A 22122-nucleotide genomic window follows, 5' to 3' on the forward strand; every position below is an offset into this window, starting at 1 on the left:
TAAAGGTTGCAAGAAGAACCAACATAACGAACAACCACAGAAGAAGTGGGTGATGGGCAAAAAATGTTGTGCCCATCATTTAATTTATTTAGAGGTGAAAAATATGCGAATAAGAAAAGCGGTCTTCCCCGTTGCCGGTCTCGGTACCCGATTTCTGCCGGCCACGAAGGCGATGCCCAAGGAAATGCTCACGGTGGTAGATAAACCGATTATACAGTATGCCGTTGAAGAAGCGCTCGCCGCTGGCATCGAACAGATTATTTTTGTCACTGGATCCGGCAAAGGCGCTCTAGAGGATCATTTTGACTCTGACCTTGAACTGGAAAAGACGCTGGCGGAACGAAATAAGACCGATCTTCTCAAGTCCGTCAAGTCGTTGCTCCATACATCCGGCAATATCGTCTATACCCGTCAAAGCGAACCATTGGGACTCGGCCATGCCATCTGGTGTGCCCGGGATATTGTTGGTGATGAACCGTTTGCCGTCCTCTTGGCAGACGATTTGATCCGAAGCGAAGTACCTGTCCTTCATCAGATGATCCAGGAATTTGAACGTCTTCGTGCTTCAATGATGGCTATTACTGAAGTCTCCCCCGAAGAGACGGGTCGCTATGGAATTATAGAACCAGGAGAGACCTCAGTTGGAAGTGTCCGGGTTAAATCGATGGTCGAGAAGCCTGACCCGCAGCAGGCTCCGTCTAATCTTGCTGCAATCGGTCGATATATTTTGACGCCCCGTATTTTTGAATATCTTGGCAGAAATGAAAAAGGTGCCGGTGGAGAGATACAGCTTACCGACGCTATGGAAAAACTATTGGAAGAACAGCCAGTGTTCGGGTTTAAGTTCGACGGGAAACGCTATGACTGCGGTGATAAAGCCGGTTTTCAACTCGCCAATGTCGCCTTTGCTCTCGATCGGCCTGAGCTTAGGGAAGTGTTGTTGCCAAAACTCAAAGAGATGCTTTGCTGATCTGGTCATCAAAACAGGTTGTTCGGACAAACAGAAGATTTCTTCCAGGAGTGGGCCGTGAAGCTTAAAACAGCCTGGCTGTATACTGATCATCAAGTCTGAAATCAATATTACCAGCAAGTATTACCCTAAAATCATCGAGGATACTATGCTATAAATCAGGGATTTACAAAAAATTAGACGTTTTAACGATATCGTCGTAATACTGGCCAAATACGGTTTTGATGAAGTAGTTGGGCGATTGGACATGCCAGGGACCGACTTGTTGAAAAAAATAAGTCCCATAGATGCTGATTTAGACTTATATCGGCGTATTCGGAAAGTTCTGGAGGAATTGGGCCCAACATTTATCAAATTCGGGCAAATCATGAGTTTGAGACCAGACTTGTTACCAGAGGAATTACTTCATGAACTGGAAAAGTTACAAGATGATGTAACACCAGTCAGTTACAACGAGATCGAGCAGGTTGTTGTTGATAGTCTTGGCCCCCAACCAGTAAACACTTTTCGATATTTAACTCTAAGCCGGTTGCAGCTGCCTCTCTATCCCAAGTTCATAAGGGCAGATTACGTTCATCTGACGAGAAGGTGGCTATTAAAATTCAACGCCCGGGAATAGAGCAGAATATCTTATCTGATTTGGATATTCTTGAATCAATAAGTGTTTTTCTTGACCATCAATTCGAAGAATTGAGGTGTTATGAACTTCCTGAGATAGCCGAAACAGTGCGGAAAACACTTTTGCTAGAATTAGACTTCACTCGTGAATTGAACAATATGAACATTGCCCACTCATATATCGAAAATGGTGATGTTTACGTACCAAAAGTATACAAAGATCTCAGTTCAAAAAAGCTTTTGGTGATGGAATATTTCGATGGACTCATATTTAAGGAAATTACCGCATTTCCAAGTATTGAGAAAAAAAGTTGCAAAGAATGGTCTATATACAGCTACGAAGCAGATACTAGAAGATGGATTTTTTCATGCTGATCCTCCATCCTGGCAATATGTTGGTTGGCGATGAAATGCAATTGTGTTTCATCGATTGGGGCATGGTTGGCCGATTGACTGATGAAGATAGATATGAGTTGATAGATCTGCTAGGAGCAGTTGTAGATAAAAACAGTCAAAATTCATTCATGCGGTGAGTATACGCCATGTCGGCTAATCAATGCACGTGTAAATAGTGGGTAACCGTATACAGTTTAGTGTCTATATCGGGGATGGTTAAAACTCCTCGTCTTAAAGACGCGAGTTGTTTAGATGAGGAGTTTTTTTATTGTATACATTCAATTAAGGAGATTACGATGAAGAGAAATGCTCTGGTTTATGTACTGTTTTCTTTGTTTTTTCTGTTTGTTAGTACTACTATTGTTTACGCTTTGGATGCAGAGATTCTTCCAGGCAAATGGCATTCTGAAAAAGAGAAAGGTGTTTTTAGAGAATTGAATTTGAAGGCTGATGGTACTGGGCATTTTGTTAACTACGCAGGCAAAGCCAGTGAAGGAAAATGGACATTGGATGGAAATTATCTTAAATTTGAGGCAGGTGGAGAAAAATCTGGTGGTATTGCAGCAATTGAAGGTGAGACTCTGAAGATCCAGTGGGTCGCTGATTATGTTCGAGTAAAATAAAAGTCTTTGTAAAACTCCTCTATCTATATCAAAACATAAGCCACTCCAAAAAGTCTGTATCATTTACCCCTAGTTTATCATTGTGATATAAGCCAGAGGGCAAGTGGCACTGACTATGGAACAAAAGTTATTCCACCTGCCATATGGCCCAAGACATGCAACCCAAAACCCGCCAGGAGTTGCACGATCTCATTCGTGAAGTGGGCCCCGGTATACTGTGGCTGCTGGCCGCCAACCTGGCCACCATGATCATGGCCCTGGCCCAGGGCTGGAGCTTGGCTCCGCTCATGTGGGTCTACTGGTGCCAGAGCGTGATCATCGGCGTCTTCAACTGGCTGCGCATTAGACGCCTCAAGCAATTTTCGGTAACCGGGCTCAAGATCAATGGTAAACGCATCGAAGAGCCTACGCCAGCGGTCAAGCGCTGGATGACCAATTTCTTTGCCATTCATTTTAGTTTTTTTCACCTGGTTTACCTGATCTTTCTGTTGTCTTTTTTGGACGAGATACCCATGGAGGTGGTGCTCGCGGCCATGGTGGGTGTGCTATTGTTCGGAATCAACCATGCCGCTTCTTATCGCCAGCATTTGCGCCAGGACGCCGCTTCGACACCAGGAATCGCCAGTATGTGTTTTTTGCCCTATGCCAGGGTGCTGCCAATGCACCTGGTGATATTCATAGCTGCCATTTATAGCCCGGAGTCTGTCATGGCGTTGTTTGTATTCCTCTTGCTCAAGACCCTGATTGACTTGATCATGCACGCAGTGGTTGTCATTAACTGGAGCAAGTCCATAACTGCATAATTTCCTTCAACGGAGGTACGCAAATGGCCAAAAAGAAAAACAAAAAGCCCCGGCAGAAAGAGCACACTGATGAGCAGTCCCCGAAGGAACCTCTACCCCTGAAGGAACTAATGAAGCGCTTGCTGCTGGTGGGAGTGGCGGCCCTGCTGGTGCTGGTGGTAGCCGGTTTCATGATAATGAAAAAGGTCGGCGAAGTTGACCGGTTCATGGAGGCCCGCAAACTCACCGTGGACGCTGCAATTGAGGGGTCCACCCTGGAAGAATGGGATCAGGCTCGTCTGGACGCCGAGGATAACAACATAGTCTGGTGCATGAACACCGCCGACGGCAGCCACGTGGGCCGTGCCGGTGATATCAGGGGTAACGCCAAGAGCGATAACTGGCGACGGCTCTGTGACGGCTATGGTCCGAACGTATACCCCGACCACAAACGGACCCACTCCCGGGTCTGGGAGCCTCAGGACCCAGACGTGGGCGAGGAGTTCGTCATTGGCACCTGGAACCGTAAGGGCCACGATAACTGGCTACAACCGGTAAAAGCCAAGGCCATCGTCATCGTGGAGACCTTCAACCCTGGCGCAATAGTTGCTGTGGATCGCATAGACAACTACTACAGCATGGATGAGTCCAAGACTGTAATGGGTCCCATGAAGAAGACCCGACTTTGGTCCGGTGCCATGAAGCCGATCAAGAAAAGCCGGGTGAGCGTTATACGCTTCAAGGATCCATTAGAGATAGCCACTGTTCGGCTGGTGCTCGATACCAAACAAGCCCGTGGCTACAACAATATAGACACCATAGGACTTTTAACTGAATAGGTTAACAATTTGGTTCCGTGCGACTCATCAGTAAAACTGGTGGATTACGCTTTTATTTGACGGTAACATATCTTTTAATGTGATAATCAGCTCTAATTCAGGAAAAGTAGGCCATCTACCTGACATTTATTATGCCGATTATTTATAGTATTTTCAGGAGAATCGGCAAATCCTCTTTAGGCTAAGGGCAAGTTTTGTGCTGATTGAGTTGAACATTATTTGATGAATGAAAAAACTATGTGTATACCATTGAAGAAAGCTTTTCCTATTGTCCTGGTTGGCATGATGTTTTTCCTCATTGGCTGCAGTCCAACCGTTAAACTGCAGAGGTTGCGACCTGCTGAGGTTGATATGTCTTCCATGCGCCGCCTTGCCCTCACCGATTTTGACTACTATCATGGGAGTATAGACTCTGTAGAGGATTTTGTGATTGGTATCATTGCTAACAGTGCGGGGTTAAACTATGGCGATGATATACATGCTCGTAAGGCGGCATCCTATGCTACAAACGAAATCTTTAACGCTTTGCGCGATACTGGTTATTTTGACATCGTGGATATGACGTCAATGGGTGCCCGTAAGGAGGCGTTCCCAAAAGGAGCTTATAGAAAAAGCTAAATTGTTAAATGCTAAAGCGATATTTGTAGGTAAGGTGGAACAGACAGAATGTGAACTGGAAGAATATTTTAAGGAAGAAAAAGTCTATGACCCACAGCTCCAGAAAACGATTATCCACCAAATTCCTTGGCTGCGGCAGGACTGAGAATTTTCGATTTCATATAAAATTGTACGTGTAGCGGATAATAGTCTCATAGAAAGGAAAAGATTCACAGAGCACAGGGTTGAGGAGGTTGAGAGAAAACAGAGGTATCAGCTCAATCACCAGGAATATTGGTTTAACGACTGTGTAGACGTTATTATTACACAGATAGTTAAACGCCTCGCTCCCTATATTACCTATGAAAGCAGGAGCATGAAAACTGACAGCATGAATGATGCTGAGATGAAACTGGCCTTGCAGATGACTAAAGATGGGCGTCTTGTCCAGGCTCGCGATCTTTTTTTTACAACGCTGGCTAGCTACCTCAAACCCAGCAGCGGGCTATAATACAGCTGTTCTATATGAGGCAGAAGGAGAGCTTGAAAACGCTGCAAAGCTACTTGGGGAAGTTATGCTGGTTACCAATGATCGCTCAGTGGATCGGGAATATAAGTCAGTACTAGAAGCGCTAGAAGACCTAAACGTTGTGGATCAGCAGATGATGCCACAAAAATGAGGACAGCTTGCCTTAGCTGAACTTTACTACTATGTCTGCAATAGAATAATATGAGGAGGGGGAGAGTATTAGTACAAAACAGTATTGGGATAAATTACTATCCATAATCCTTTTTACTAGAAAGGCAGCTGCCACTGGTGCACTAGTGGCAATATTATCACCAACCGTTATATTTTCTGCCGAAATGCAAGCTGCCGCGTTTAAAGAAAAGGACTGCATAATACCGGGGACCGGAACAGCCTGTCTTTCATTAGTAAAAGATTTACCATGGAATTTTGATCTGGCTAGTAATAAGAAGAATGATTTATCAGACATTCTTTATACCAGTTATGCAACAATTGGAAAACAAGCTGTAAAAATTCGATTGCGCCTTGAGATTATCGCATTTGCAAACAAAGAGGAAGTCGGAGAGGAGCTTCGAGAGAGATACTCGACGGCTGACCCTGATATGGGGTTAAGTTATGCCTGGGATTTCATTGCTGATCATAACCTGCACCTTTATCATCTCCATGCTGACTGTATATTGTCCGAGGCAAACTTTGTTTCGATCGCTGATGCTCTAACTGAAATATTGGAACCAACGGATCTTTTTCAGAACAACAACCAATCGGCGTTTCTCTGTAGATGCGGAGGACCCTGCAGAATGCTGACACCACGTTGATGGCTATTGGTGGATAAGCTCTCTTGTTCAGATATTTTACTATTATGTCGCTATCAAAGGAATGTGACTATGCTCAAGAGATTATTTTGGATTCTCTGCCTTTCTCTGTTTTTTTGCAGTGGTGTGCTTACCTTGGGCTGTGCCCCCAGGACATCTCTGCATTTGAAGAACATGCGTCCTTTCACACCTGTTAGAGTAGAGTTTAAAGGGACATACCGTGATGCTGATACGGAACAGTTCATCAGGGACAGATTGTTCTGCGTAAAATGCCTCTTTAAAGAAGCTGAGGCTGGTGCTGAACCCACACCACACAGCATGACCATTGAATATTACCGGGCAATTGATCCGAAAGCTTTAGCACAAGCCTTACTGACCGGTGCAATGGCTCCTGTTGAAGCGGAATTCAGTTACGGATTTGAGGTATCTTTAATGAAAGGGCCTCGAATGGTAAAGGAATACATATTTACCAAAAGACATATTGAGAAAACGGATTCTGCTCTGGACGGTATCCTAAACCCCTTCCACAAAAGTAACTCGAAATCGGAGGAGGTTTTTACAGAACTTCTTAATACTTTTCTGCAGGAGATAAATGAAGATTCCCCCTTACCTCGGCAGGATGGCCAAAAGAGTTAAGTTAAGAAATGTAAAACAATCTCTGCCCGCCTGCTCTGTCCTCAGTTTCTAGGAGGGTAGGTACCTTGCAGAGCGATGATAAAGTTGACTGTAATAAATGGCTGCATTATGGCGTGAGGCTGGTTACCACCAGAGTCTTCTGTTGTGACTTGAACCGAATTCGCGGCCATGGTAGCATTTGCAGTATCGTCGTAATAATCGCTGGCAGGACTGGCTGGCATGGAGAAGATAATTCCCTCAGGTGAGAAAGCGTTGCTACCTGGTTGTATACATTGATGGTACCCGATGCTGCATGATTATGGGGTGACAGCTGGTTTGTTGTTAAAGTAGCTGTTTCCGCCCCTCCTGTTTCACCAAGGCGGCGATTAGTCAAGCTAGAGCTCTGGCCTTCGTGGATAGGCGCTCGCCCCCTAAGGTCGGCAGGGCAAGAGTTGTGCGCCCGTCACCACCGTAGGTTGTTCCTAGGATGGAAAAAAGTTCTTGATATGTAGCAATATCTAACAGTTGCCCGTCACAAAAGTCCCAACCTGTGGGAGCAAACTGACCGGCGAACATTCGTATTTCGCCAATAAATGGTCCTGCTCCAGGATCTCCTGGAACACCCTGCGGTCCTCGCTCGCCCTGTTCACCCTGCGGCCCTTGTGGTCCTTCGGCTCCTGGTTGACCAGTTGGTCCAGTAGTTCCAGCTGTTCCGGCAGGCCCTGTCTCTCCAGTTGGCCTTTGGGCGGCCAGTAAATCCCAAACGCTGTCAAAGGATTCTGTCCTTTACCCTGCAATATGGGGTTTAATGCAGATGTAACTGCTGCCGTTATGCTGCACAGCATCTCCGGTAGTGTAATAAGTACCTACCCTCCATTGACCTTTCCATGGAATAGGGGCATCAATGTTAACAGTTGTCCCTAGAGGCACTACAACGACTTGATCGGCAGTTGCTGAATTTGTAATAAAAACGAATATTGCTGCCACAAGACACATATTCCTCAAAACCTTCAACATAACATTCTCTCCCAGCTGCATTAAATGATAATCCATTGCTTTGTGGGCCTAGTTTAGCTTTTTCAAAAAAATCGATCGGACTTTGATAATTTTTAAAAACCTACTTTTTTTACCTTTTTTCCCATTAATTTTCACATATCTCTACGTTCGATCTGATAACTTCCGATATCCCACTCTTTTTCTGGATATGTCACCTTTATTCCTAGTGAATATGCCCATTGCCAGTTTTTCTTATTAAAAAAAATTCTAAAACCGTTTTATAATATCTTGGCCATCATATTTCCTGATGAGTTATTCAATGCTTATATAATTTCGTAATGATAGATGGGAGAAACATACCCCATGGATAATTGTCTGTCATACCTGTTGTAAAGACAACCTGCGTTCCATTAATCTGCACAGGAAACACCTCTCGTTTGAGTAGATGACAAAATTCATCACCTTTAATTTGGCAATATTTAATTCAACGTTTCGCTGCTGAAATTACCTGCTCAGGCATCAGCTCAGGCTTCCCTCTCACGACTGAGACGAAGGTGTTCATGGACTAAGCTCTAATATGAAATTGCTTTATTGTTGTTAAGAATTTGAAAATAATTGTGATTATCTGAACAGTAGAAGTATAATGTTTGATAATGACTAGTGTTTCTGAGGGTTTGGTCTGGCAATATATACCTTATATTCCTAGATCAAATTAGAATTGATATCAATGCCCAATTATATGTGGGGAAAAATAGATCAGCCCTCTCTTTTTACCTTATCACCGACCCAATTAGGCCGGTTTTAATGGACCTCACCAACCTTGCAGGGCAGGTTCATATATGTTATCGTTGCTGGGTATTACATCGAGATTTTCATCAAATCTTCCGCTTTGAGGTCATCGTTAGCCGCCTCTGCTCAAGGAAGATATCAAAAGCGTGTTTTTCAAATCTTTTTCTGACTCCGTAAAGTGGTTATTTGTGTAACTTAAAAACATTACACAGTCACACATACCATCACTTAGTAAGAAAGCACCCAAGTAGTTGATTTTAATCTGTTAATTCAATATCTTGCGCCTGCGTGGATAGAAAAAACTAACCAAAGGGAGCTAAAATTATGGAAAAAAAGAAGAACTTTCAGACAGATCGTCGTAGGTTTCTCGTTAGTATGGGGATAGCTGGTGCGGCATCACTGGCTGTTCCTGCGTTGAATGCCGTGGCCAAAGAAAATGAAGTAAACTGGGGAGAAGAGCACGAGATTGTCATTATCGGCTCTGGTTTTACTGGCCTCGCAGCCGCAATTGAAGCAAAAAAGTTAGGGGCAAAGGATGTTATTGTCTACGACAAAATGCCGTATTTTGGCGGTAACTCCACATATAATGGAGGTTTATTTGCCGTTCCAAACTCACCATTACAAAAGGAAAAAGGAATCGAAGACTCAGCTGAAACAATGGCAGCGGATCAGCTAAAAGCAGGACGTGGAGTGGCCTATGAGAACCTCCTGCTTCATGTTGCTAGGCACGCCAATGAAGCGCTTCAGATGACCCTTGATGCAGGTAGTGAATATGTGCCGTATTTACAGCAACTCGGTGGACATTCAGTACCTCGCACATACCAGACGATAGAGGCATGTGGTGCTGGTATAATTCGGCCACTCGTAGATCAATGCAGAAAACTTGGTATAAAACTTGTTACCAGGGCTAAATTCGATAGCCTTATTTTTAATGACGAAGGGACAGTTATCGGTGCAAAGATGCTGATGGGACATTACTTTGGGCGTGATGTTGAGGGTACTCCGGTAAATGTACGTTCCAAACGTGGTGTTTTGATTGCGACAGGTGGCTTTGCCAGAAATGTGGGACTTCGGAGTGCCCAGGATCCGACCCTTACCGAAGAAGTTCCCTCCACCAATCCTCCCAGCGCAACAGGGGAAGCTCTTCTTGAGATGTTCAGAGTCGGTGCTGTTCCGGTTCATATGGCGTATATACAGACCGGACCATGGGCTTCACCAGATGAGGATGGTTTTGGCTATGTTTCAAACTACTCAATTTACAATTTTGCTCATTCTATTTCCGTCTATGTTAAAACAGGTAAACGGTTCATGAATGAAATTGCAGACAGGAAGACACGGTCTGACGCGCAACTCGCTCTTCGCAACGATGATGGCTCTCCTCTTCCACCAATAACTATCACAAGTTATGAACATGCTAAAGAGCATCCCACCATGAAAAAAGTACTCAAATATGGCGTGGGGTGGAAATTTGACAATGTCGAAGACCTTGCTGCTCATTTCAAGGTGCCTTTAGAGCCACTTAAAAAACAGATTGAGGAGTATAACGGCTACGTCAAGTCAGGAATTGATGAACAGTTTGGAAAACCAATGGGTAAAGCTGAAGGCAAATACATTCAGGCCCCATTTGTGGTGGTTCGGAACTGGCCGAAGGTTCATTATTGCCAAGGCGGTGCCCAAATTGATGTACATGCACGTGTGATTGATTCTAATACATGGGAACCAATACCCGGCCTTTATGCCGGTGGAGAGGTTACAGGAGGTATGCATGGTGTAAGTCGATTAGGTAGTTGTTCAATTCCCGACTGCATGGTTATGGGTATGACTGCATCCCGCACGATGATGAAATCATAATTGCATGAAACAAGGAGAAGTTATGAAACCACAATTGAAAGTACTTCTTATAGTAATTGCAGCTCTGTTTGCTGCAGGCACATGCTTTGCTGGAGAGACTCTGAAGCAATTTGGAGATAAAAAAGGCCGGAGCTATCATGCTGATCTTTATAATGGAAACTCCTGCGATTCATGTCATAATAATGCTAAACCGACTACTTTTCCACCTGACTTCGTTTGTTTCGACTGCCACGATGGAGACGAATTGATACAAGCTACATCCCGCCCTGACGATGAAAAATGGCAAAATCCCCATAACAATATGCATTATGGCAAGGATGTACCGTGCATGGAATGTCATGGAGAACACCAAGAGAACAAATCACTTTGTGCTGGTTGTCATTCGTTCGATTATCCCAACTATAAAAAATAGATGACCAAAGAGGTCTGGTACTTTTGTATCAGGCCTCTTTGTAACATGATATCTTTCCACTTAAATCACACAAGTTTAAAAATAGATTCAACGGTAAATTAAGAACATCCCATCACAGCTGTCACTGCTTTGACAAAGGCTAAGGATAAACTGACCTTTCAGATCATTTCTATTATGGTTGATCAGTACCTTACTCCTGAAAACTTGCCATCGAGTTACCGGAGATGCACGACATGACCTGCGAAGATTTGCTAGTTGCACCTCCAGATCGGAGATAGAGATAAATAGTCACTTTTTTCAGAAGAAGAGATGTCTTTTGGAAATGTAAATCAAATGCTCGGCACAGTCGCAACATAATTCCTAAGTAGGTCAGAATATGTAAAGAGAATTCTTCAGAAATGGAGTAACTGCAAAGTAAAGTTTCCCAAAGAGAAGGTGATGGATAAGCTCTGCTCTCAGATTCCTTTTTTGTATCTAGGAATTTGGGAAAGCGTAACCTCCGAGTAGTAACCTCAACCTGAGGTAACTTGAGAAAGTTCTTAGGTTGGATGCGGCAATGTTAAGAGCTGGAATGCAGTTTATTCCCAGATGGAAAAGATTATATATGCCGAAAGTTATCTTGAAAACCGATGAATTTATGACAATGGCAAGCAAGGTTCAGTTTAGAAAATACTTAGATGACTCAAAAATGATCATGAAAAAATTTACGTATCGTCTTCCATTGCTTTCTCATAACATATGGGACAATACGTGTGGGACACATGAGCATCGGTCTTTTCAATGACAAATTTATCTGCTTTAAGCCAGCCCCCCTTCCCGTGTTCAACTCCTGTGTCATCACGAATTAACCCACAAACACAGCATATTGGAACAATACCACGAAGAATCTTTATTTCTGCAATATAATCAGAAAGGCTTTTGTTTTTTTCACCCAATATAGTGTTCATATATATGAGGGCCAAATGGGACTGAATTATTTCACGGAAACTCTTGATAAGATTTTCGTATGTTTCAGAGTATGCATTCTCTTTATTGTCAAGAACACAAATGGTTCCAAATGGTCTCCCGTCTGGCAGAGTAATTGGGAAACCCAAATATGATATCATGTTGAGTTTTATATCTGGATTATTCTTCCATTTTTCATCAGTAAGAGCATTAGGAACCAAAAGCTTATCATTTGTATTTATAACAGTTTCACAATACAATCCAGACCCCAGAAAATGCTCATGATCTCGAGGACGATAAGGATTATCTTCACTTTTGCTGGAAACAAAAACTTCTATATCAGATTCAACAAGGCGCATGATAAGTGCGGCAGGAATATCAATCAACTCAGCGATTATGTCGACAATATCTTGCCATTTGGTTAGCACATCTTGTTCGATTTCAACTAGTTGGTTTTGTAGATTTTCTTTCATTCGTTAATCCATCCACACAAAGTTATTCTAAGACTTGTATTGGCTGTTATTCTAATCATGGTGATTGGGGGGGGGGCATTGAAGATTTCCGACATGATACCTAAGGAATCATAAGTCTAATTCTTTAACAACTTCAAATGCTATCTTCAAAAAAGGTTATCACAAAAATGGCTGTCCCTCAAATTTAAACTGAAGCAGATGGTCAGGGGGCTATAAGCAAGTTGACAGATAAAGATATCCACTGGCGATCTCAAGCCAGAGAGAAAGGAAGGAGACTAAGGACTAAGGGTGTTTCTGATAAGGTAGATTTGCCTGCTCCCATGAAATTGATCAGAAATGGAGCAACTGCAAACTATAGATATCCAAAGACAAGGTAATTTGAGCAACAGAGTCTTGAACTTAACATTGCCAAAGCGAAGGTGAGCAGTTCAGCCTTTCCCTCTAGCTTTAGGTGCTTCCTGTTTCCTCCAGAATCCTCTTACAACCAGCAAGCTCTTTTTACCGGACAGGCGCACCGCCACCTTCACAGGAATAGTCCTAAATTACAGGTTTGCTTAAATGGTTAGCCTTGCCAATTCTAGTCTCTGAGGCCGTGATGTCGTGTAATCCTGTAACATCTCATGGACTCCGCGTAGCATATTCTGTTTTTTTTGTTGTTAGGTTTATGGAAAAACGTTATTTTCTAGATACAGTAGACATATTAAAAATTAGGCAACCTGGGAACTGAAAATATTACATCTGCCAATTTCAACCAACAACCCACTGACCGATATCAAATAGAGCAATGTCTCGCTTACCTGTCTTTCTCAGAAAATGATTTGTGACTGTATGCATAACATCTAAAACATACTCGAATACTGCCTACATCAGTAAAGTTGTTTTTGGCGGGAACGTATGGCTTTATAGCGATTTCGTCTGAAGCTGTACTCTTTAACCTGTGTAGGATACTTTGGCTGGACTCCAAGATTCATTACTGCTTCTGTAATTTTGTATCCGTACTTAAGAATCTGCCTAACAGCTTCTTCCTTGAATCACTGCGCACATTCTCTTCTTCTCTTGGTCAAAACGATAACTCCTTGTTGAATAGAAATCCAAACTCAAGAAAGTGTCCATGTATTGGTTCAGCGGGAATTGGAGTTTTCTATTGTTTGAGTTAACATACTCAACCAAAGGAGAACTCAATGAAGAGGAAAAGAAAAAATCGTTCAGGGGAAGAAAAAGTAACCATCTTGAAACGGCACCTTGTTGATCATGTCCCTGTTTCAGATCTGTGTGACGAATACAATCTTCACCCGACCGTCTTTTATAGGTGGCAGAAAGAGTTTTTTGAACACGGTGCCGCCGCTTTTGATCGGAATAAGACAACCGAGAAAAAGCAGGATGAGGCCAAAATTCAAGCTCTGGAGCAAAAACTTCAGCGTAAGAACGAAGTGCTCTCTGAATTGATGGAGGAGCACGTCAAGCTAAAAAAAGATCTTGGGGAGATCTGAAAGGAGCCTGGGTGCCTCACGATACTCGGGACAGTATAATAGATTTCGTGAGGTACTGGTCAGAGGTAACAGGTCTCCCCGCAGTGAAATATATCGGTTGGCTGCAAATTCAATCAAGCAAATATTACAACTGGAAGGACAGGTACGGCAAGGCCAACGAGCACAATGGCCTTATACCACGAGACTTCTGGCTCGAAGCCTGGGAAAGGCAGGCAATAATCGATTATCATCACAAGTTCCCGGCTGAAGGTTATAGACGGCTCACCTTCATGATGCTGGATAACAATATTGTCGCCGTCAGCCCGAGTTCTACCTACCGGGTATTGAGCGGTGCAGGTCTACTGCAGAGGTGGAGTAAGGGCAAGTCGAAGAAGGGTAATGGTTTCACTCAACCCCTTGGGATACATGAGCACTGGCATATTGACATGTCCTACATCAATATCTGTGGGACTTTTTACTACCTGTGCACCATTCTAGATGGGTGCAGCCGATATATCGTCCACTGGGAGTTACGGGAATCGATGACCGAGCAGGACATTGAGATTGTGTTACAAAGAGCCAGGGAACAATTCCCTAAAGAGAAACCAAGGATCATATCGGATAACGGTCCACAGTTTGTCTCAAAAGACTTTAAGGAGTATATCAGGTTTGTTGGGATGACCCATGTTAGAACATCTCCCTATTATCCGCAGAGTAATGGCAAAATAGAGAGATGGCACGGCACCTTGAAAAGGGAATGCATCAGGCCGGGAGTACTGCTGAGCCTTGAAGATGCGAGAAGAGTGGTCGGTGATTATATACATCATTACAACAATGTTCGCCTCAACAGTGCCATTGGATATATTGCTCCGATCGATAAACTAAATGGACGATCCCAGGAAATCTTCCGGGAACGAGATGAGAAGCTTGAATTGGCTCGGCAAGCGAGAAAGAAAAAACGTTCAGGGGGCATCCGGGGAAATAATCCACCCCACCAAGTCCCAATATCCTCTGCCGGGCATTCAGTTGGGGCCCTTTATCGGAATCGGGCCTTGACGGGGTTCCCTGCGGCGGTAGAGGGCAGTTGAAAAGCGTTGAAAGAGAAGAAACAACCAACTAACTCAACGAGGGGGATTCTCCAATTCCAAGAGAAGCATTACATCCATTATTACTTTACCACTTCAATAATAGTTGATTTCGGCTCTGCATACACGCCTTATGATTTGGGAGGTGTTGTTTGCAGTGATGGTTCTGTGTTTTTACTGGCGTTTCAGGCCGGATAGTATTTTATTTGCTGTTTCCTCTGCCAGTTCCGTGAGTGGAGTGGTGATAAAACCGTCAATCCTCAGGTCTATCAGCCTGGCAATGGTGCCGGAGATAAGACCGATTGCGACATGGTAGTTGTTGATACTGATCTCTTGCTGGATGACGCCTTCCGTGAGAAATTCGCTAATGGTCTTCATCCCTTCCGACGAGCAGATAGTGGATTTTTCATTGAGTATTTCCGCAGGCCTTGCATAGAGGAGATAGGTTACCATGTCGGAATCTGCCTCTGTCCACTCGAACATCATGGCAACATATGCGGTGAGTTTTTCGCTGAAAGACTGTTTGGGCTTTACTTGTGTTGCATATCGGTGAAGGTATTCGCTCACTGCATCTTTGTGTATTTCCCGGGCGATTGCCTCTTTACTGGGGAAGTGGTGATATATTGCTCCTGTGCTTGTTTGTGAGTGCTTGATGATATCCGTGATGCTTGTGGAGTAATATCCATTCTGAACAAACAGCCGGCGTGCTGAAAGCATTATCTTTTCACGAATGGTGTTCAGGTCAACGGTTGCAGTAGGCACGGTTCCCTCAGCGACAAATGTTTCACAAAAATACCGATGAAATTGTATTAATGCAAGAAAAAGCAAAGCAGTGCAGGGGGATGAATTCCGCCTGCACTGCATGGTACATTATTTTTTGTTTTGTTTGTAGATTCTTTTCTTCATACCGCTTTTTTGCAGCATTTCAACCGTTGCGCTCATGTAGGTGCCGATACGTTCAGTGGGATCATCCACCGGCAGGCCGAGTGCTTCTGCGACAATGTCGGTGATATCTTTCTGCTTCACCTTTGTACCGGCTGCGTTACAGGTAGCATTTATCTGTGAGCCGCACCCTGCACATGTTGTGATAACAAAATCTGCGCCGGTGGCTTCTGCTTCGTTTACCCGCTTCAAGCCGGAACCGCTCACCACCTGCAGGTTGTCAAAGGCCGCAACAAGTCCACAGCAGAGCGATTTTTCCCGCGTAGACTCCATCTCGACTACATTTGCTCCGGTTGCCTTCAACACATTGCGTGGTTCATCGTAGTGACCGAACCAGCGCCCGATGTGACAGGAATCGTGGTAGGTGATGGTGTGTGGATAAGGATTCTCGAACACAAGTTGCTCGTTTTCAACCAGTTCATTCATGAACACTGTCGCATGGACGAACTTGACATCAAAATCGACCCCGGCAGCATCAGCGATTGCCTTGTAATTCTCAGAAAAGTTCGCGTAGCATCCCGGGCAGGAGAGCACAAGTTTTTCAATTCCCGCATCTTTCATGCTCTGGATGTTTTTCAAAACAAACTCTTGATAGTCATCGGCATAGCCGCCTAAAAGCAGGTATAGCCCACAACATGTAGCTGAATCGCCAAGGTTGACAAAATCAACACCTGCTTTGTCGATGATACGGGTTATGTTTTGCGCCATGTTCGGCATCACCACATTTGCCCAGCAGCCACCCCAGTATCCGATTTTTCCTGTTTTTTGAGTGGGAACGTCCAGCCATTGCTCCTGTTTTTCTTTGGGGACACCCCAGAAATTTCCAGTGCCGAGTACGTTGTCTCTGATCGTATCAAGTCCGGTGTTGATAAAATCCGAGCGGTGAAACCACTCCTTCAACATCAGCCAGTTGTGTGCATTGTGGGATTTGATCTGACAGACATCGTCACACTTTTTACAGGTGGTGCAAATGTTGAGTGATTTGATGAACCCTTCGCTCGATTTTATCTCACCACGAGAGTATTGATTAAGGAGAAAGTATTTACCCCTGGGGGAATTGCTTTCCCATGGCTGGGCACTGTATACCGTACAGGTTTGTCTGCAATATCCGCAAAGGGCACACGAGAACGTGTCATCCTCAAGTGCGGCGGGGATGTTGCCGCTTAATCCAGTGCTTTCAAAGGAGCAGAGCATGCGCCCTGTGAGTCCGATAATGTCTTTTGCCAGCCCCGCGGCAGACATCATTTTCCATATCATTGACGAAGGTGACTTTTTATCCAGGCTGGCCGGGATCACTTTCCCCGGGTTCATTATTCCGTGCGGATCAACGGACTGCTTGAATGCCCAGAGATCCTGAAGCAGGTCTTTTCCAAGCAGCTCTTGAGACTTGTTGGCAAAATACAGTCCGGTGGAATACACTCTTCCGCCGAGTTTCTCTGCTATGCCAAGTACCGAGAGAGAGCTGACATACGCCAGTGGATACCCGGCCTTCCTTTCGTCGGAAAGCATAAAGCCAAGAACTGCAATTTCACCAGAGCCTATCATTGTGCCTTCCAGCGCAAATGCTCCCTTGAATTTCTTCTCAACTCGCTGGACAAACTCTTCAAGTTTTTCCACAGGGATAACTACCTCGCTTGCGATAAGGGAAGGTCCCAGCTTTTTGAATCGCATCGGGTAAAATTTTTCTTCCCACTCTTTTTTAGCGAGGTCACCAGGTTCTTTTCGCGCCCCGGTGCTTAGGATAAGTGCCTTAATGGATGCATCCGCTTCGGCGGTATCGCGGGCAAGATAGGCAATTGAAAGGTAATATCTGTTGGAATCGAGCGTCGTGTGGCCATCAGCTTCGTTCATGAGTGAAATGAATGAAGGGAGGAGTATGGAGGATGACCAGGCCGGTATACCGAGTCCCTTCATTGCGGAGACACCAGTGCTCAGTTGAGAAAGGGTATCGAAGGACAGCAGGGTCACTTTTTCATCCGACTGCTGCATGATCTTAATGGTGATGCTGGTGATCACTCCGGTGATGCCGCAGGTTCCGGTTGCCATTTTCAACTGCTCTCCCGCGAGAACCTGTTTTTCTCCGGTAGGGAGAATCAGTGTGAGGGAAGTAATATTGTCACTAAAGTAGGAGTACATGTAGCTGCCATAGCCTGCGCCCTCCATTGCAGCCCAGCCACCTACCGTAGCAGATACAGCGCTGGACGGATACAACCGGAGCGCAAGACCTTGTTCTATGAGTGTGCTTTGCAGGTCACTAAAAACAGTTCCTGCATGTACTGTGGCGGTTAACGCATCTTTGTCGAGGGCAATCACTCCCTGCAAGCGAGCTGTGTCTACAACAATCCCACCCTTAGTGGGGACTGCTCCGCCAAACCCCGCGGTCCCCGCACCACGTGGAACAACAGGGATTTTGTATTTTGTTGCTATCTGCATCAGCTCCATAACCTCTTCCTCTGTGGTTGGCTGACAGACTGCATGTGGTAGCGTTTTGATAAATCGCTTGATCTGTTTCGGCATGACCCCCATGTCATGTGAGTAGAGTAAACGTTCAACTTCGTCAAATCTGACTCGATCACCTAGTAGTGCGTTCAGCTCCTCTTTGAAGCCTGTCTTGACTGCAGTGTTCATAAGGCACCCCCTTGTGTGCAGAATGTTTGTTCTGATATCATCAATAGCGCGTAGCTGGATTAGCCATTACAACAGGGATTTCGACTGCGTAGTAGCAAAACAGAAAGAACGCTCTGTCTGTCTTTTAGCAATTTTATTTTGGAAGTGCAAGCTTTTTTCATACACCGAGTTATCTTGCCCTTGCATACAGCGAACATGGGGTAGGTGGTGGTTTTCTCCGGTGCGTTGTTTCTTGCTCACCACCTGAAGCCTACAAGAGTGATCGTTCTGTTTCTGAAATGCATGCTGGTTCACTGCTGTCCCACAGTTAATTCCACAATAAAAGTTGCGGAGAATTAGTCTCTTGGTGAACTTTGTCAGGCGGCCTAAGGAGATCAGATAAGGGTCTTCTTTCAAACAGACTCAATTGCAATATTCTCAAGATCTCTGAAATCGATCCTCTGAACTTTGCCATAAACTTGAAATAGGAAAGCAGTAAATATACACACAATGCTATCCACAGCTGAGTGAGTACGGCATTTGGTGAAGTACCAAGAAAGGTTCTAACCTTGAGGTTTTGCTTGATCCATTTGAAAAAGAGTTCGATCTGCCAACGCTCTTTGTAGATAGCTGCAACTTCGGAAGCCTTTATCTTTTTTGAGTTGGTAAGGAATTGATATTCCTTACCTGTTTCCGGATCAACATAATTTACTTGGCGAAAGGTGGCTTGATGCCCAGGGAGTTTGACTTTGCAATCCAAGACGACATCTTCGGTATCAGGTTTCCGCCTATTTCCAAATTGATAGGCACCGGAATTGCTTTTTAGCCTTGTAACAAATGTGATATTGCTTTTATCGAGATCACCATACCAACTGTAGTCTGTATAGCCGCGGTCAAAAACGACACATGAGCCAGCTGGAAGTTTGAGTGCTCTGGCCAATTCAATTTCGTGTCTTTTACCCTCGGTCATATCCATGAATACTGGTAGGTAGCCATCTGCATCAAGGCCAAAATTTAACTTGATTGCTCCCTTGGTTTTGCGATATGTGGCCCATGGAAATACAGTAAGGCAGAGATTGATGGTCGTAGCATCCAAGAGGAGAATTTTCCCTTTAAATTTAAACCGATGTTTAGGAGCATGCTCCTCACACGTCCGTAAAAGCTTAAAAAACATCTCCTGATAAAGTTCATGTGGTTGTTGTTCATTCACCCGCGCAAGTGTAGTCCTGCTTGTTTGCTTCATGCCGAGGTGATAGATGCGCTTACCCTTTGCAGCTAAGTTACTAACCAGATCTCGCAGACTCTTCCTGCCGGTAAGTTGAGCAACGGTCATTGCCATAAATTGGCTCCAACGGCTATAGGAGCGAAACTTATGTCCCTGATGATGTTTTTGGGCAAGCTTTTCAAAATCATGTCTCGGTAAAAATGAGGCTATTTGATTGAGTATTGTGTTATAATGTGCCATGGCTCGGATCTCCTTGTATTTAAATGTTAATTCGCACTTTCATTATAACACAAGGAGCTCTCCGGGCCTTTATTTATCTGTATTTACATAACTATTTATGGGACAGCAGTGATGCTGGTTAATTTTTTAGGGGCTTGCAGGTTACCTGTCTGCAAGTGGCTGCAGTGTAAATGAATGTGATAAGAATCAGTTTCCGCAAAGCTATTCTTTTCCAGCTGTCTTTTCAAAAAACTTACAGCTATTCAAGGTTTTGCCCAACTTATCCAAAGAATAAGAACAAACTGGTCGCTTTGATGAGTTCCCTGCTTTTTGAACAGATTCGAGACATGATTAAGGTGGGTACAGGCAATTTAAACCATCACCTGTAATGATCCTCTGGCCAAGGTTGCCTGTGAAACCTTTATCGCAGATGACCTGGTAGTAGTAGCAGGAGAATTCCACACCTCCCCACCTGTGCTATTCCAGACCATTAAGGAAGAAACTCCCGACATTATACGACAGGTTCTTCGAGACACTGGTTACAGTCGTGACTTCCCCGGTATTGATCCTGATACCTGTGAGATCAGACTTATACTCAATCAGCAGTCTGGTGACATTCGTCAGGGAGTGGTCACAGGTGGCGCAGGTGATCAAGGCCTGGTCTTTGGTTACGCCACTGAGGAGACACCAGAGCTGATGCCTCTACCCATCACCCTGGCCTATAAGTTAGTGCAACGTCAGGCAGAGCTGAGAGCATCCGGAGCTATCCACTGGTTACGACCCGATGCCAAGAGCCAGGTAACAATACGCTACGAAGATGACAAACCAGTAGGAGTCGATACGGTAGTCCTCTCCACTCAGCATGACGAGGACGTGTCTATTGATACTGTCCGCAAGGTAGTCGGGGAACAGATCATCCGTGCTGTTATCCCAAACGCCGATCTTAAGATACACATCAACCCCACAGGCCGCTTCGTGGTGGGTGGCCCTCATGGAGATACCGGTCTAACAGGACGTAAGATCATCGTTGACACCTATGGTGGTAGATGCCCTCACGGAGGTGGTGCATTTTCAGGGAAGGACCCGAGTAAGGTTGACCGCTCTGCAGCATATGCTGCCCGGTATGTCGCAAAGAATATTGTGGCAGCAGGTCTTGCCAATCGATGCACTGTACAGATCGCATATGCGATTGGCGTAGCAGAACCCGTCTCTGTGATGGTTGACCACCCATGGGGCCGGAATCGTCAAAGAGAAAGCAATTATGGACGTTTTTGACCTGACTCCGGCTGGTATTATAAAGTCTTTAGATCTGCGGCGTCCTATCTATGCCCAGACGGCAGCTTATGGACACTTTGGACGAGAGCTTCCTGAGTTCTCTTGGGAGCGATGCGATAAGGTAGAGCAACTTCGGGAGGTGAGCCATGTCTAAAACTCAAAAGAAGCAGAAACTTATCTCAAGGAAACGCCTGGAAGCATTGGACAAGCAGTCCGGAGTGACCCCGGCACCAAAGGACCATCCTATTTTTTCAGAAGGTCCGTCGATAACCTTATCGTCCCATACGCGAAAGCCGTCGCAGGAGAAGAGAACCCCACAGATCCCTCTCTCTATACTCGATACACCAACACCTGTGTTTATCAAACATGATGAAGTAATACCCGGCGTCAGGGTACCGAAGTACCTACCCAGAGACAGTGCTTTTGTTGCACAGGTCGAGTGGCCTTCTTGATCTGACAACAGTAAATGAAATTGCTGACATTGTATGGCCGGAAGAGGATGGAGGTGCATCATGAGCTCTTATTTCATCATCGAGGATGGACAGCTTTATAACTATAGCGATGAAGACGAAAAGCAAAAAGTTACACATATCCTACGCCGAGACGGCGGCGGAGAAGAGTATCTGAAACTGTGGGTGTCCGACGGGAAGGTCCTTGGCGGACGCACTGTTGGTGAAGAGATGTTCACTCTGACGGTTACCCCGGACGGAGATATAGAAGGCGAGGTACCGGGTGGCTATCAGTACAATTTTGTAGCTGGAGAGAAGGAATAATTATTCCACGTACCGGATGAGCAACGACACTGGTTTTTTATGCCGTGCACTGTGGACGACCTCTCCCTGTAATCAACGAGATATATTGCTGGCGATGTATAGGTGCTTGAGGACGTTGTTACAAAAATGCCGGTTTCATCTAACCACCATCTAACTAAACGAAAAAAGGACTTACAGCCTAAACTGTAAGTCCTTGTAATCTCTGGTACACCAGGAGCGATTCGAACGCCCGACCTACGGATTCGTAGTCCGTTGCTCTATCCAGCTGAGCTACTGGTGCGTC

At 44.8% G+C, this 22122-nt stretch carries 24 protein-coding genes, 1 tRNA gene and 1 pseudogene; 17 read left to right on the forward strand and 9 right to left on the reverse strand.

Translation table 11 applies throughout. The features are described from left to right. Nucleotides 1-103 precede the first annotated feature (103 nt). The 10 genes from galU (at nt 104) to GA520_RS14565 (ending at nt 6799) form a co-directional block, all read left to right on the forward strand. Nucleotides 104-970, forward strand: coding sequence for a UTP--glucose-1-phosphate uridylyltransferase GalU (galU, locus tag GA520_RS14520; protein WP_163340892.1), 867 nt, complete (start codon nt 104-106; stop codon nt 968-970). A gap of 510 nt (nt 971-1480) precedes the next feature. After that, nucleotides 1481-1963 (forward strand): AarF/ABC1/UbiB kinase family protein, encoded by a 483-nt coding sequence (locus GA520_RS14525; RefSeq protein ID WP_163340910.1) that lies wholly within the window; start codon nt 1481-1483, stop codon nt 1961-1963. Continuing rightward, complete coding sequence (locus GA520_RS14530; RefSeq protein WP_163340890.1) at nt 1945-2121, forward strand: AarF/UbiB family protein; 177 nt, start codon at nt 1945-1947, stop codon at nt 2119-2121. Before GA520_RS14525 ends, GA520_RS14530 begins: the two co-directional genes overlap by 19 nt. A 159-nt stretch (nt 2122-2280) precedes the next feature. After that, nucleotides 2281-2607 (forward strand): hypothetical protein, encoded by a 327-nt coding sequence (locus GA520_RS14535; RefSeq protein WP_163340888.1) that lies wholly within the window; start codon nt 2281-2283, stop codon nt 2605-2607. 155 nt (nt 2608-2762) lie between these two features. Then, complete coding sequence (locus GA520_RS14540; protein ID WP_163340887.1) at nt 2763-3410, forward strand: DUF6498-containing protein; 648 nt, start codon at nt 2763-2765, stop codon at nt 3408-3410. 23 nt (nt 3411-3433) lie between these two features. Then, nucleotides 3434-4228 carry a hypothetical protein gene (locus tag GA520_RS14545; RefSeq protein ID WP_163340885.1) on the forward strand — a complete coding sequence of 265 codons (795 nt, stop codon included), beginning with the start codon at nt 3434-3436 and terminating at the stop codon, nt 4226-4228. A gap of 237 nt (nt 4229-4465) precedes the next feature. Next, nucleotides 4466-4846, forward strand: coding sequence for a hypothetical protein (locus GA520_RS14550; RefSeq protein ID WP_163340883.1), 381 nt, complete (start codon nt 4466-4468; stop codon nt 4844-4846). 355 nt (nt 4847-5201) lie between these two features. After that, nucleotides 5202-5336: a hypothetical protein gene (locus GA520_RS14555; RefSeq protein ID WP_255494466.1), complete on the forward strand. Its 135-nt coding sequence runs from the start codon at nt 5202-5204 to the stop codon at nt 5334-5336. A gap of 314 nt (nt 5337-5650) precedes the next feature. After that, a complete protein-coding gene (locus GA520_RS14560) occupies nt 5651-6166 on the forward strand; it encodes a hypothetical protein (RefSeq protein ID WP_163340881.1) in 516 nt (171 codons plus the stop codon). 69 nt (nt 6167-6235) lie between these two features. Then, a complete protein-coding gene (locus GA520_RS14565) occupies nt 6236-6799 on the forward strand; it encodes a hypothetical protein (RefSeq protein WP_163340879.1) in 564 nt (187 codons plus the stop codon). A gap of 41 nt (nt 6800-6840) precedes the next feature. On the opposite strand, the gene GA520_RS14570 is transcribed toward GA520_RS14565, so the two are convergent. The 4 genes from GA520_RS14570 to GA520_RS27205 form a co-directional block, all read right to left on the reverse strand. Then, nucleotides 6841-7020 (reverse strand): hypothetical protein, encoded by a 180-nt coding sequence (locus GA520_RS14570; protein ID WP_167528836.1) that lies wholly within the window; start codon nt 7018-7020, stop codon nt 6841-6843. 148 nt (nt 7021-7168) lie between these two features. Further along, nucleotides 7169-7354 (reverse strand): tail fiber protein, encoded by a 186-nt coding sequence (locus tag GA520_RS27200; protein ID WP_205749418.1) that lies wholly within the window; start codon nt 7352-7354, stop codon nt 7169-7171. Then, on the reverse strand, nt 7297-7551 hold the full coding sequence (locus GA520_RS14575) for a hypothetical protein (RefSeq protein ID WP_240910272.1): 255 nt from the start codon (nt 7549-7551) through the stop codon (nt 7297-7299). Before GA520_RS14575 ends, GA520_RS27200 begins: the two co-directional genes overlap by 58 nt. Nucleotides 7552-7564: 13 nt before the next feature. Further along, the gene (locus GA520_RS27205; protein WP_370362721.1) at nt 7565-7831 is read right to left on the reverse strand and encodes a carbohydrate-binding protein; all 267 of its coding nucleotides are present in this window, start codon (nt 7829-7831) and stop codon (nt 7565-7567) included. A gap of 1056 nt (nt 7832-8887) precedes the next feature. Here GA520_RS27205 and GA520_RS14580 point away from each other — a divergent pair. Together GA520_RS14580 and GA520_RS14585 are read left to right on the forward strand one after the other, a co-directional pair. Beyond that, the gene (locus GA520_RS14580; RefSeq protein WP_163340877.1) at nt 8888-10414 is read left to right on the forward strand and encodes a flavocytochrome c; all 1527 of its coding nucleotides are present in this window, start codon (nt 8888-8890) and stop codon (nt 10412-10414) included. A gap of 22 nt (nt 10415-10436) precedes the next feature. Beyond that, nucleotides 10437-10826: a cytochrome c3 family protein gene (locus GA520_RS14585; protein WP_163340875.1), complete on the forward strand. Its 390-nt coding sequence runs from the start codon at nt 10437-10439 to the stop codon at nt 10824-10826. 704 nt (nt 10827-11530) lie between these two features. Here the strand turns inward: GA520_RS14585 and GA520_RS14590 are convergent. Then, nucleotides 11531-12244 carry a GAF domain-containing protein gene (locus GA520_RS14590; RefSeq protein WP_163340873.1) on the reverse strand — a complete coding sequence of 238 codons (714 nt, stop codon included), beginning with the start codon at nt 12242-12244 and terminating at the stop codon, nt 11531-11533. A 1181-nt stretch (nt 12245-13425) separates the two neighbouring features. Between GA520_RS14590 and GA520_RS14595 the strand changes: the two genes are divergently transcribed. Then, nucleotides 13426-13734 carry a transposase gene (locus tag GA520_RS14595; protein ID WP_163341234.1) on the forward strand — a complete coding sequence of 103 codons (309 nt, stop codon included), beginning with the start codon at nt 13426-13428 and terminating at the stop codon, nt 13732-13734. A gap of 11 nt (nt 13735-13745) precedes the next feature. Continuing rightward, the gene (locus GA520_RS14600; RefSeq protein ID WP_240910286.1) at nt 13746-14801 is read left to right on the forward strand and encodes an IS3 family transposase; all 1056 of its coding nucleotides are present in this window, start codon (nt 13746-13748) and stop codon (nt 14799-14801) included. A gap of 171 nt (nt 14802-14972) precedes the next feature. Here the strand turns inward: GA520_RS14600 and GA520_RS14605 are convergent, their stop codons facing one another. The 3 genes from GA520_RS14605 to GA520_RS14615 form a co-directional block, all read right to left on the reverse strand. Then, nucleotides 14973-15560 (reverse strand): TetR/AcrR family transcriptional regulator, encoded by a 588-nt coding sequence (locus GA520_RS14605; RefSeq protein WP_163341146.1) that lies wholly within the window; start codon nt 15558-15560, stop codon nt 14973-14975. Between the two features lie 108 nt (nt 15561-15668). Further along, nucleotides 15669-18368 carry an FAD-binding and (Fe-S)-binding domain-containing protein gene (locus GA520_RS14610; RefSeq protein ID WP_163341148.1) on the reverse strand — a complete coding sequence of 900 codons (2700 nt, stop codon included), beginning with the start codon at nt 18366-18368 and terminating at the stop codon, nt 15669-15671. 307 nt (nt 18369-18675) lie between these two features. Beyond that, nucleotides 18676-19812 (reverse strand): IS4 family transposase, encoded by a 1137-nt coding sequence (locus GA520_RS14615; protein WP_304511232.1) that lies wholly within the window; start codon nt 19810-19812, stop codon nt 18676-18678. 369 nt (nt 19813-20181) lie between these two features. Here GA520_RS14615 and metK point away from each other — a divergent pair. The 3 genes and pseudogenes from metK to GA520_RS14635 all read left to right on the forward strand — a co-directional run. Further along, nucleotides 20182-21220 (forward strand): annotated as a pseudogene (gene metK / locus GA520_RS14620) (methionine adenosyltransferase); the annotation flags it as partial. Beyond that, nucleotides 21213-21518 (forward strand): hypothetical protein, encoded by a 306-nt coding sequence (locus GA520_RS14630; RefSeq protein ID WP_163340150.1) that lies wholly within the window; start codon nt 21213-21215, stop codon nt 21516-21518. The pseudogene metK and the gene GA520_RS14630, both read left to right, overlap by 8 nt. A gap of 60 nt (nt 21519-21578) precedes the next feature. Continuing rightward, nucleotides 21579-21839 carry a hypothetical protein gene (locus GA520_RS14635; protein ID WP_163340151.1) on the forward strand — a complete coding sequence of 87 codons (261 nt, stop codon included), beginning with the start codon at nt 21579-21581 and terminating at the stop codon, nt 21837-21839. A gap of 203 nt (nt 21840-22042) precedes the next feature. On the opposite strand, the gene GA520_RS14640 is transcribed toward GA520_RS14635, so the two are convergent. After that, a tRNA-Arg gene (locus tag GA520_RS14640) sits at nt 22043-22119 on the reverse strand. Nucleotides 22120-22122 lie beyond the last annotated feature (3 nt).

The sequence above is a fragment of the Desulfopila sp. IMCC35008 genome (assembly GCF_010646885.2).
In the GTDB taxonomy this organism is placed as follows: Bacteria; Desulfobacterota; Desulfobulbia; order Desulfobulbales; family Desulfocapsaceae; genus Desulfopila.

Excerpts from the sequence above, each read along its gene's own strand:
- galU (WP_163340892.1), top strand. The coding sequence starts at position 104 with ATGCGAATAAGAAAAGCGGTCTTCCCCGTTGCCGGTCTCGGTACCCGA.
- GA520_RS14530 (WP_163340890.1), top strand. The coding sequence starts at position 1,945 with ATGGATTTTTTCATGCTGATCCTCCATCCTGGCAATATGTTGGTTGGC.
- GA520_RS14535 (WP_163340888.1), top strand. The coding sequence starts at position 2,281 with ATGAAGAGAAATGCTCTGGTTTATGTACTGTTTTCTTTGTTTTTTCTG.
- GA520_RS14540 (WP_163340887.1), top strand. The coding sequence starts at position 2,763 with ATGCAACCCAAAACCCGCCAGGAGTTGCACGATCTCATTCGTGAAGTG.
- GA520_RS14545 (WP_163340885.1), top strand. The coding sequence starts at position 3,434 with ATGGCCAAAAAGAAAAACAAAAAGCCCCGGCAGAAAGAGCACACTGAT.
- GA520_RS14550 (WP_163340883.1), top strand. The coding sequence starts at position 4,466 with ATGTGTATACCATTGAAGAAAGCTTTTCCTATTGTCCTGGTTGGCATG.
- GA520_RS14555 (WP_255494466.1), top strand. The coding sequence starts at position 5,202 with ATGAAAACTGACAGCATGAATGATGCTGAGATGAAACTGGCCTTGCAG.
- GA520_RS14565 (WP_163340879.1), top strand. The coding sequence starts at position 6,236 with ATGCTCAAGAGATTATTTTGGATTCTCTGCCTTTCTCTGTTTTTTTGC.
- GA520_RS14570 (WP_167528836.1), bottom strand. The coding sequence starts at position 7,020 with ATGCCAGCCAGTCCTGCCAGCGATTATTACGACGATACTGCAAATGCT.
- GA520_RS27200 (WP_205749418.1), bottom strand. The coding sequence starts at position 7,354 with ATGTTCGCCGGTCAGTTTGCTCCCACAGGTTGGGACTTTTGTGACGGG.
- GA520_RS27205 (WP_370362721.1), bottom strand. The coding sequence starts at position 7,831 with ATGGATTATCATTTAATGCAGCTGGGAGAGAATGTTATGTTGAAGGTT.
- GA520_RS14580 (WP_163340877.1), top strand. The coding sequence starts at position 8,888 with ATGGAAAAAAAGAAGAACTTTCAGACAGATCGTCGTAGGTTTCTCGTT.
- GA520_RS14585 (WP_163340875.1), top strand. The coding sequence starts at position 10,437 with ATGAAACCACAATTGAAAGTACTTCTTATAGTAATTGCAGCTCTGTTT.
- GA520_RS14590 (WP_163340873.1), bottom strand. The coding sequence starts at position 12,244 with ATGAAAGAAAATCTACAAAACCAACTAGTTGAAATCGAACAAGATGTG.
- GA520_RS14595 (WP_163341234.1), top strand. The coding sequence starts at position 13,426 with ATGAAGAGGAAAAGAAAAAATCGTTCAGGGGAAGAAAAAGTAACCATC.
- GA520_RS14610 (WP_163341148.1), bottom strand. The coding sequence starts at position 18,368 with ATGAACACTGCAGTCAAGACAGGCTTCAAAGAGGAGCTGAACGCACTA.
- GA520_RS14615 (WP_304511232.1), bottom strand. The coding sequence starts at position 19,812 with ATGGCACATTATAACACAATACTCAATCAAATAGCCTCATTTTTACCG.
- GA520_RS14630 (WP_163340150.1), top strand. The coding sequence starts at position 21,213 with ATGTCTAAAACTCAAAAGAAGCAGAAACTTATCTCAAGGAAACGCCTG.
- GA520_RS14635 (WP_163340151.1), top strand. The coding sequence starts at position 21,579 with ATGAGCTCTTATTTCATCATCGAGGATGGACAGCTTTATAACTATAGC.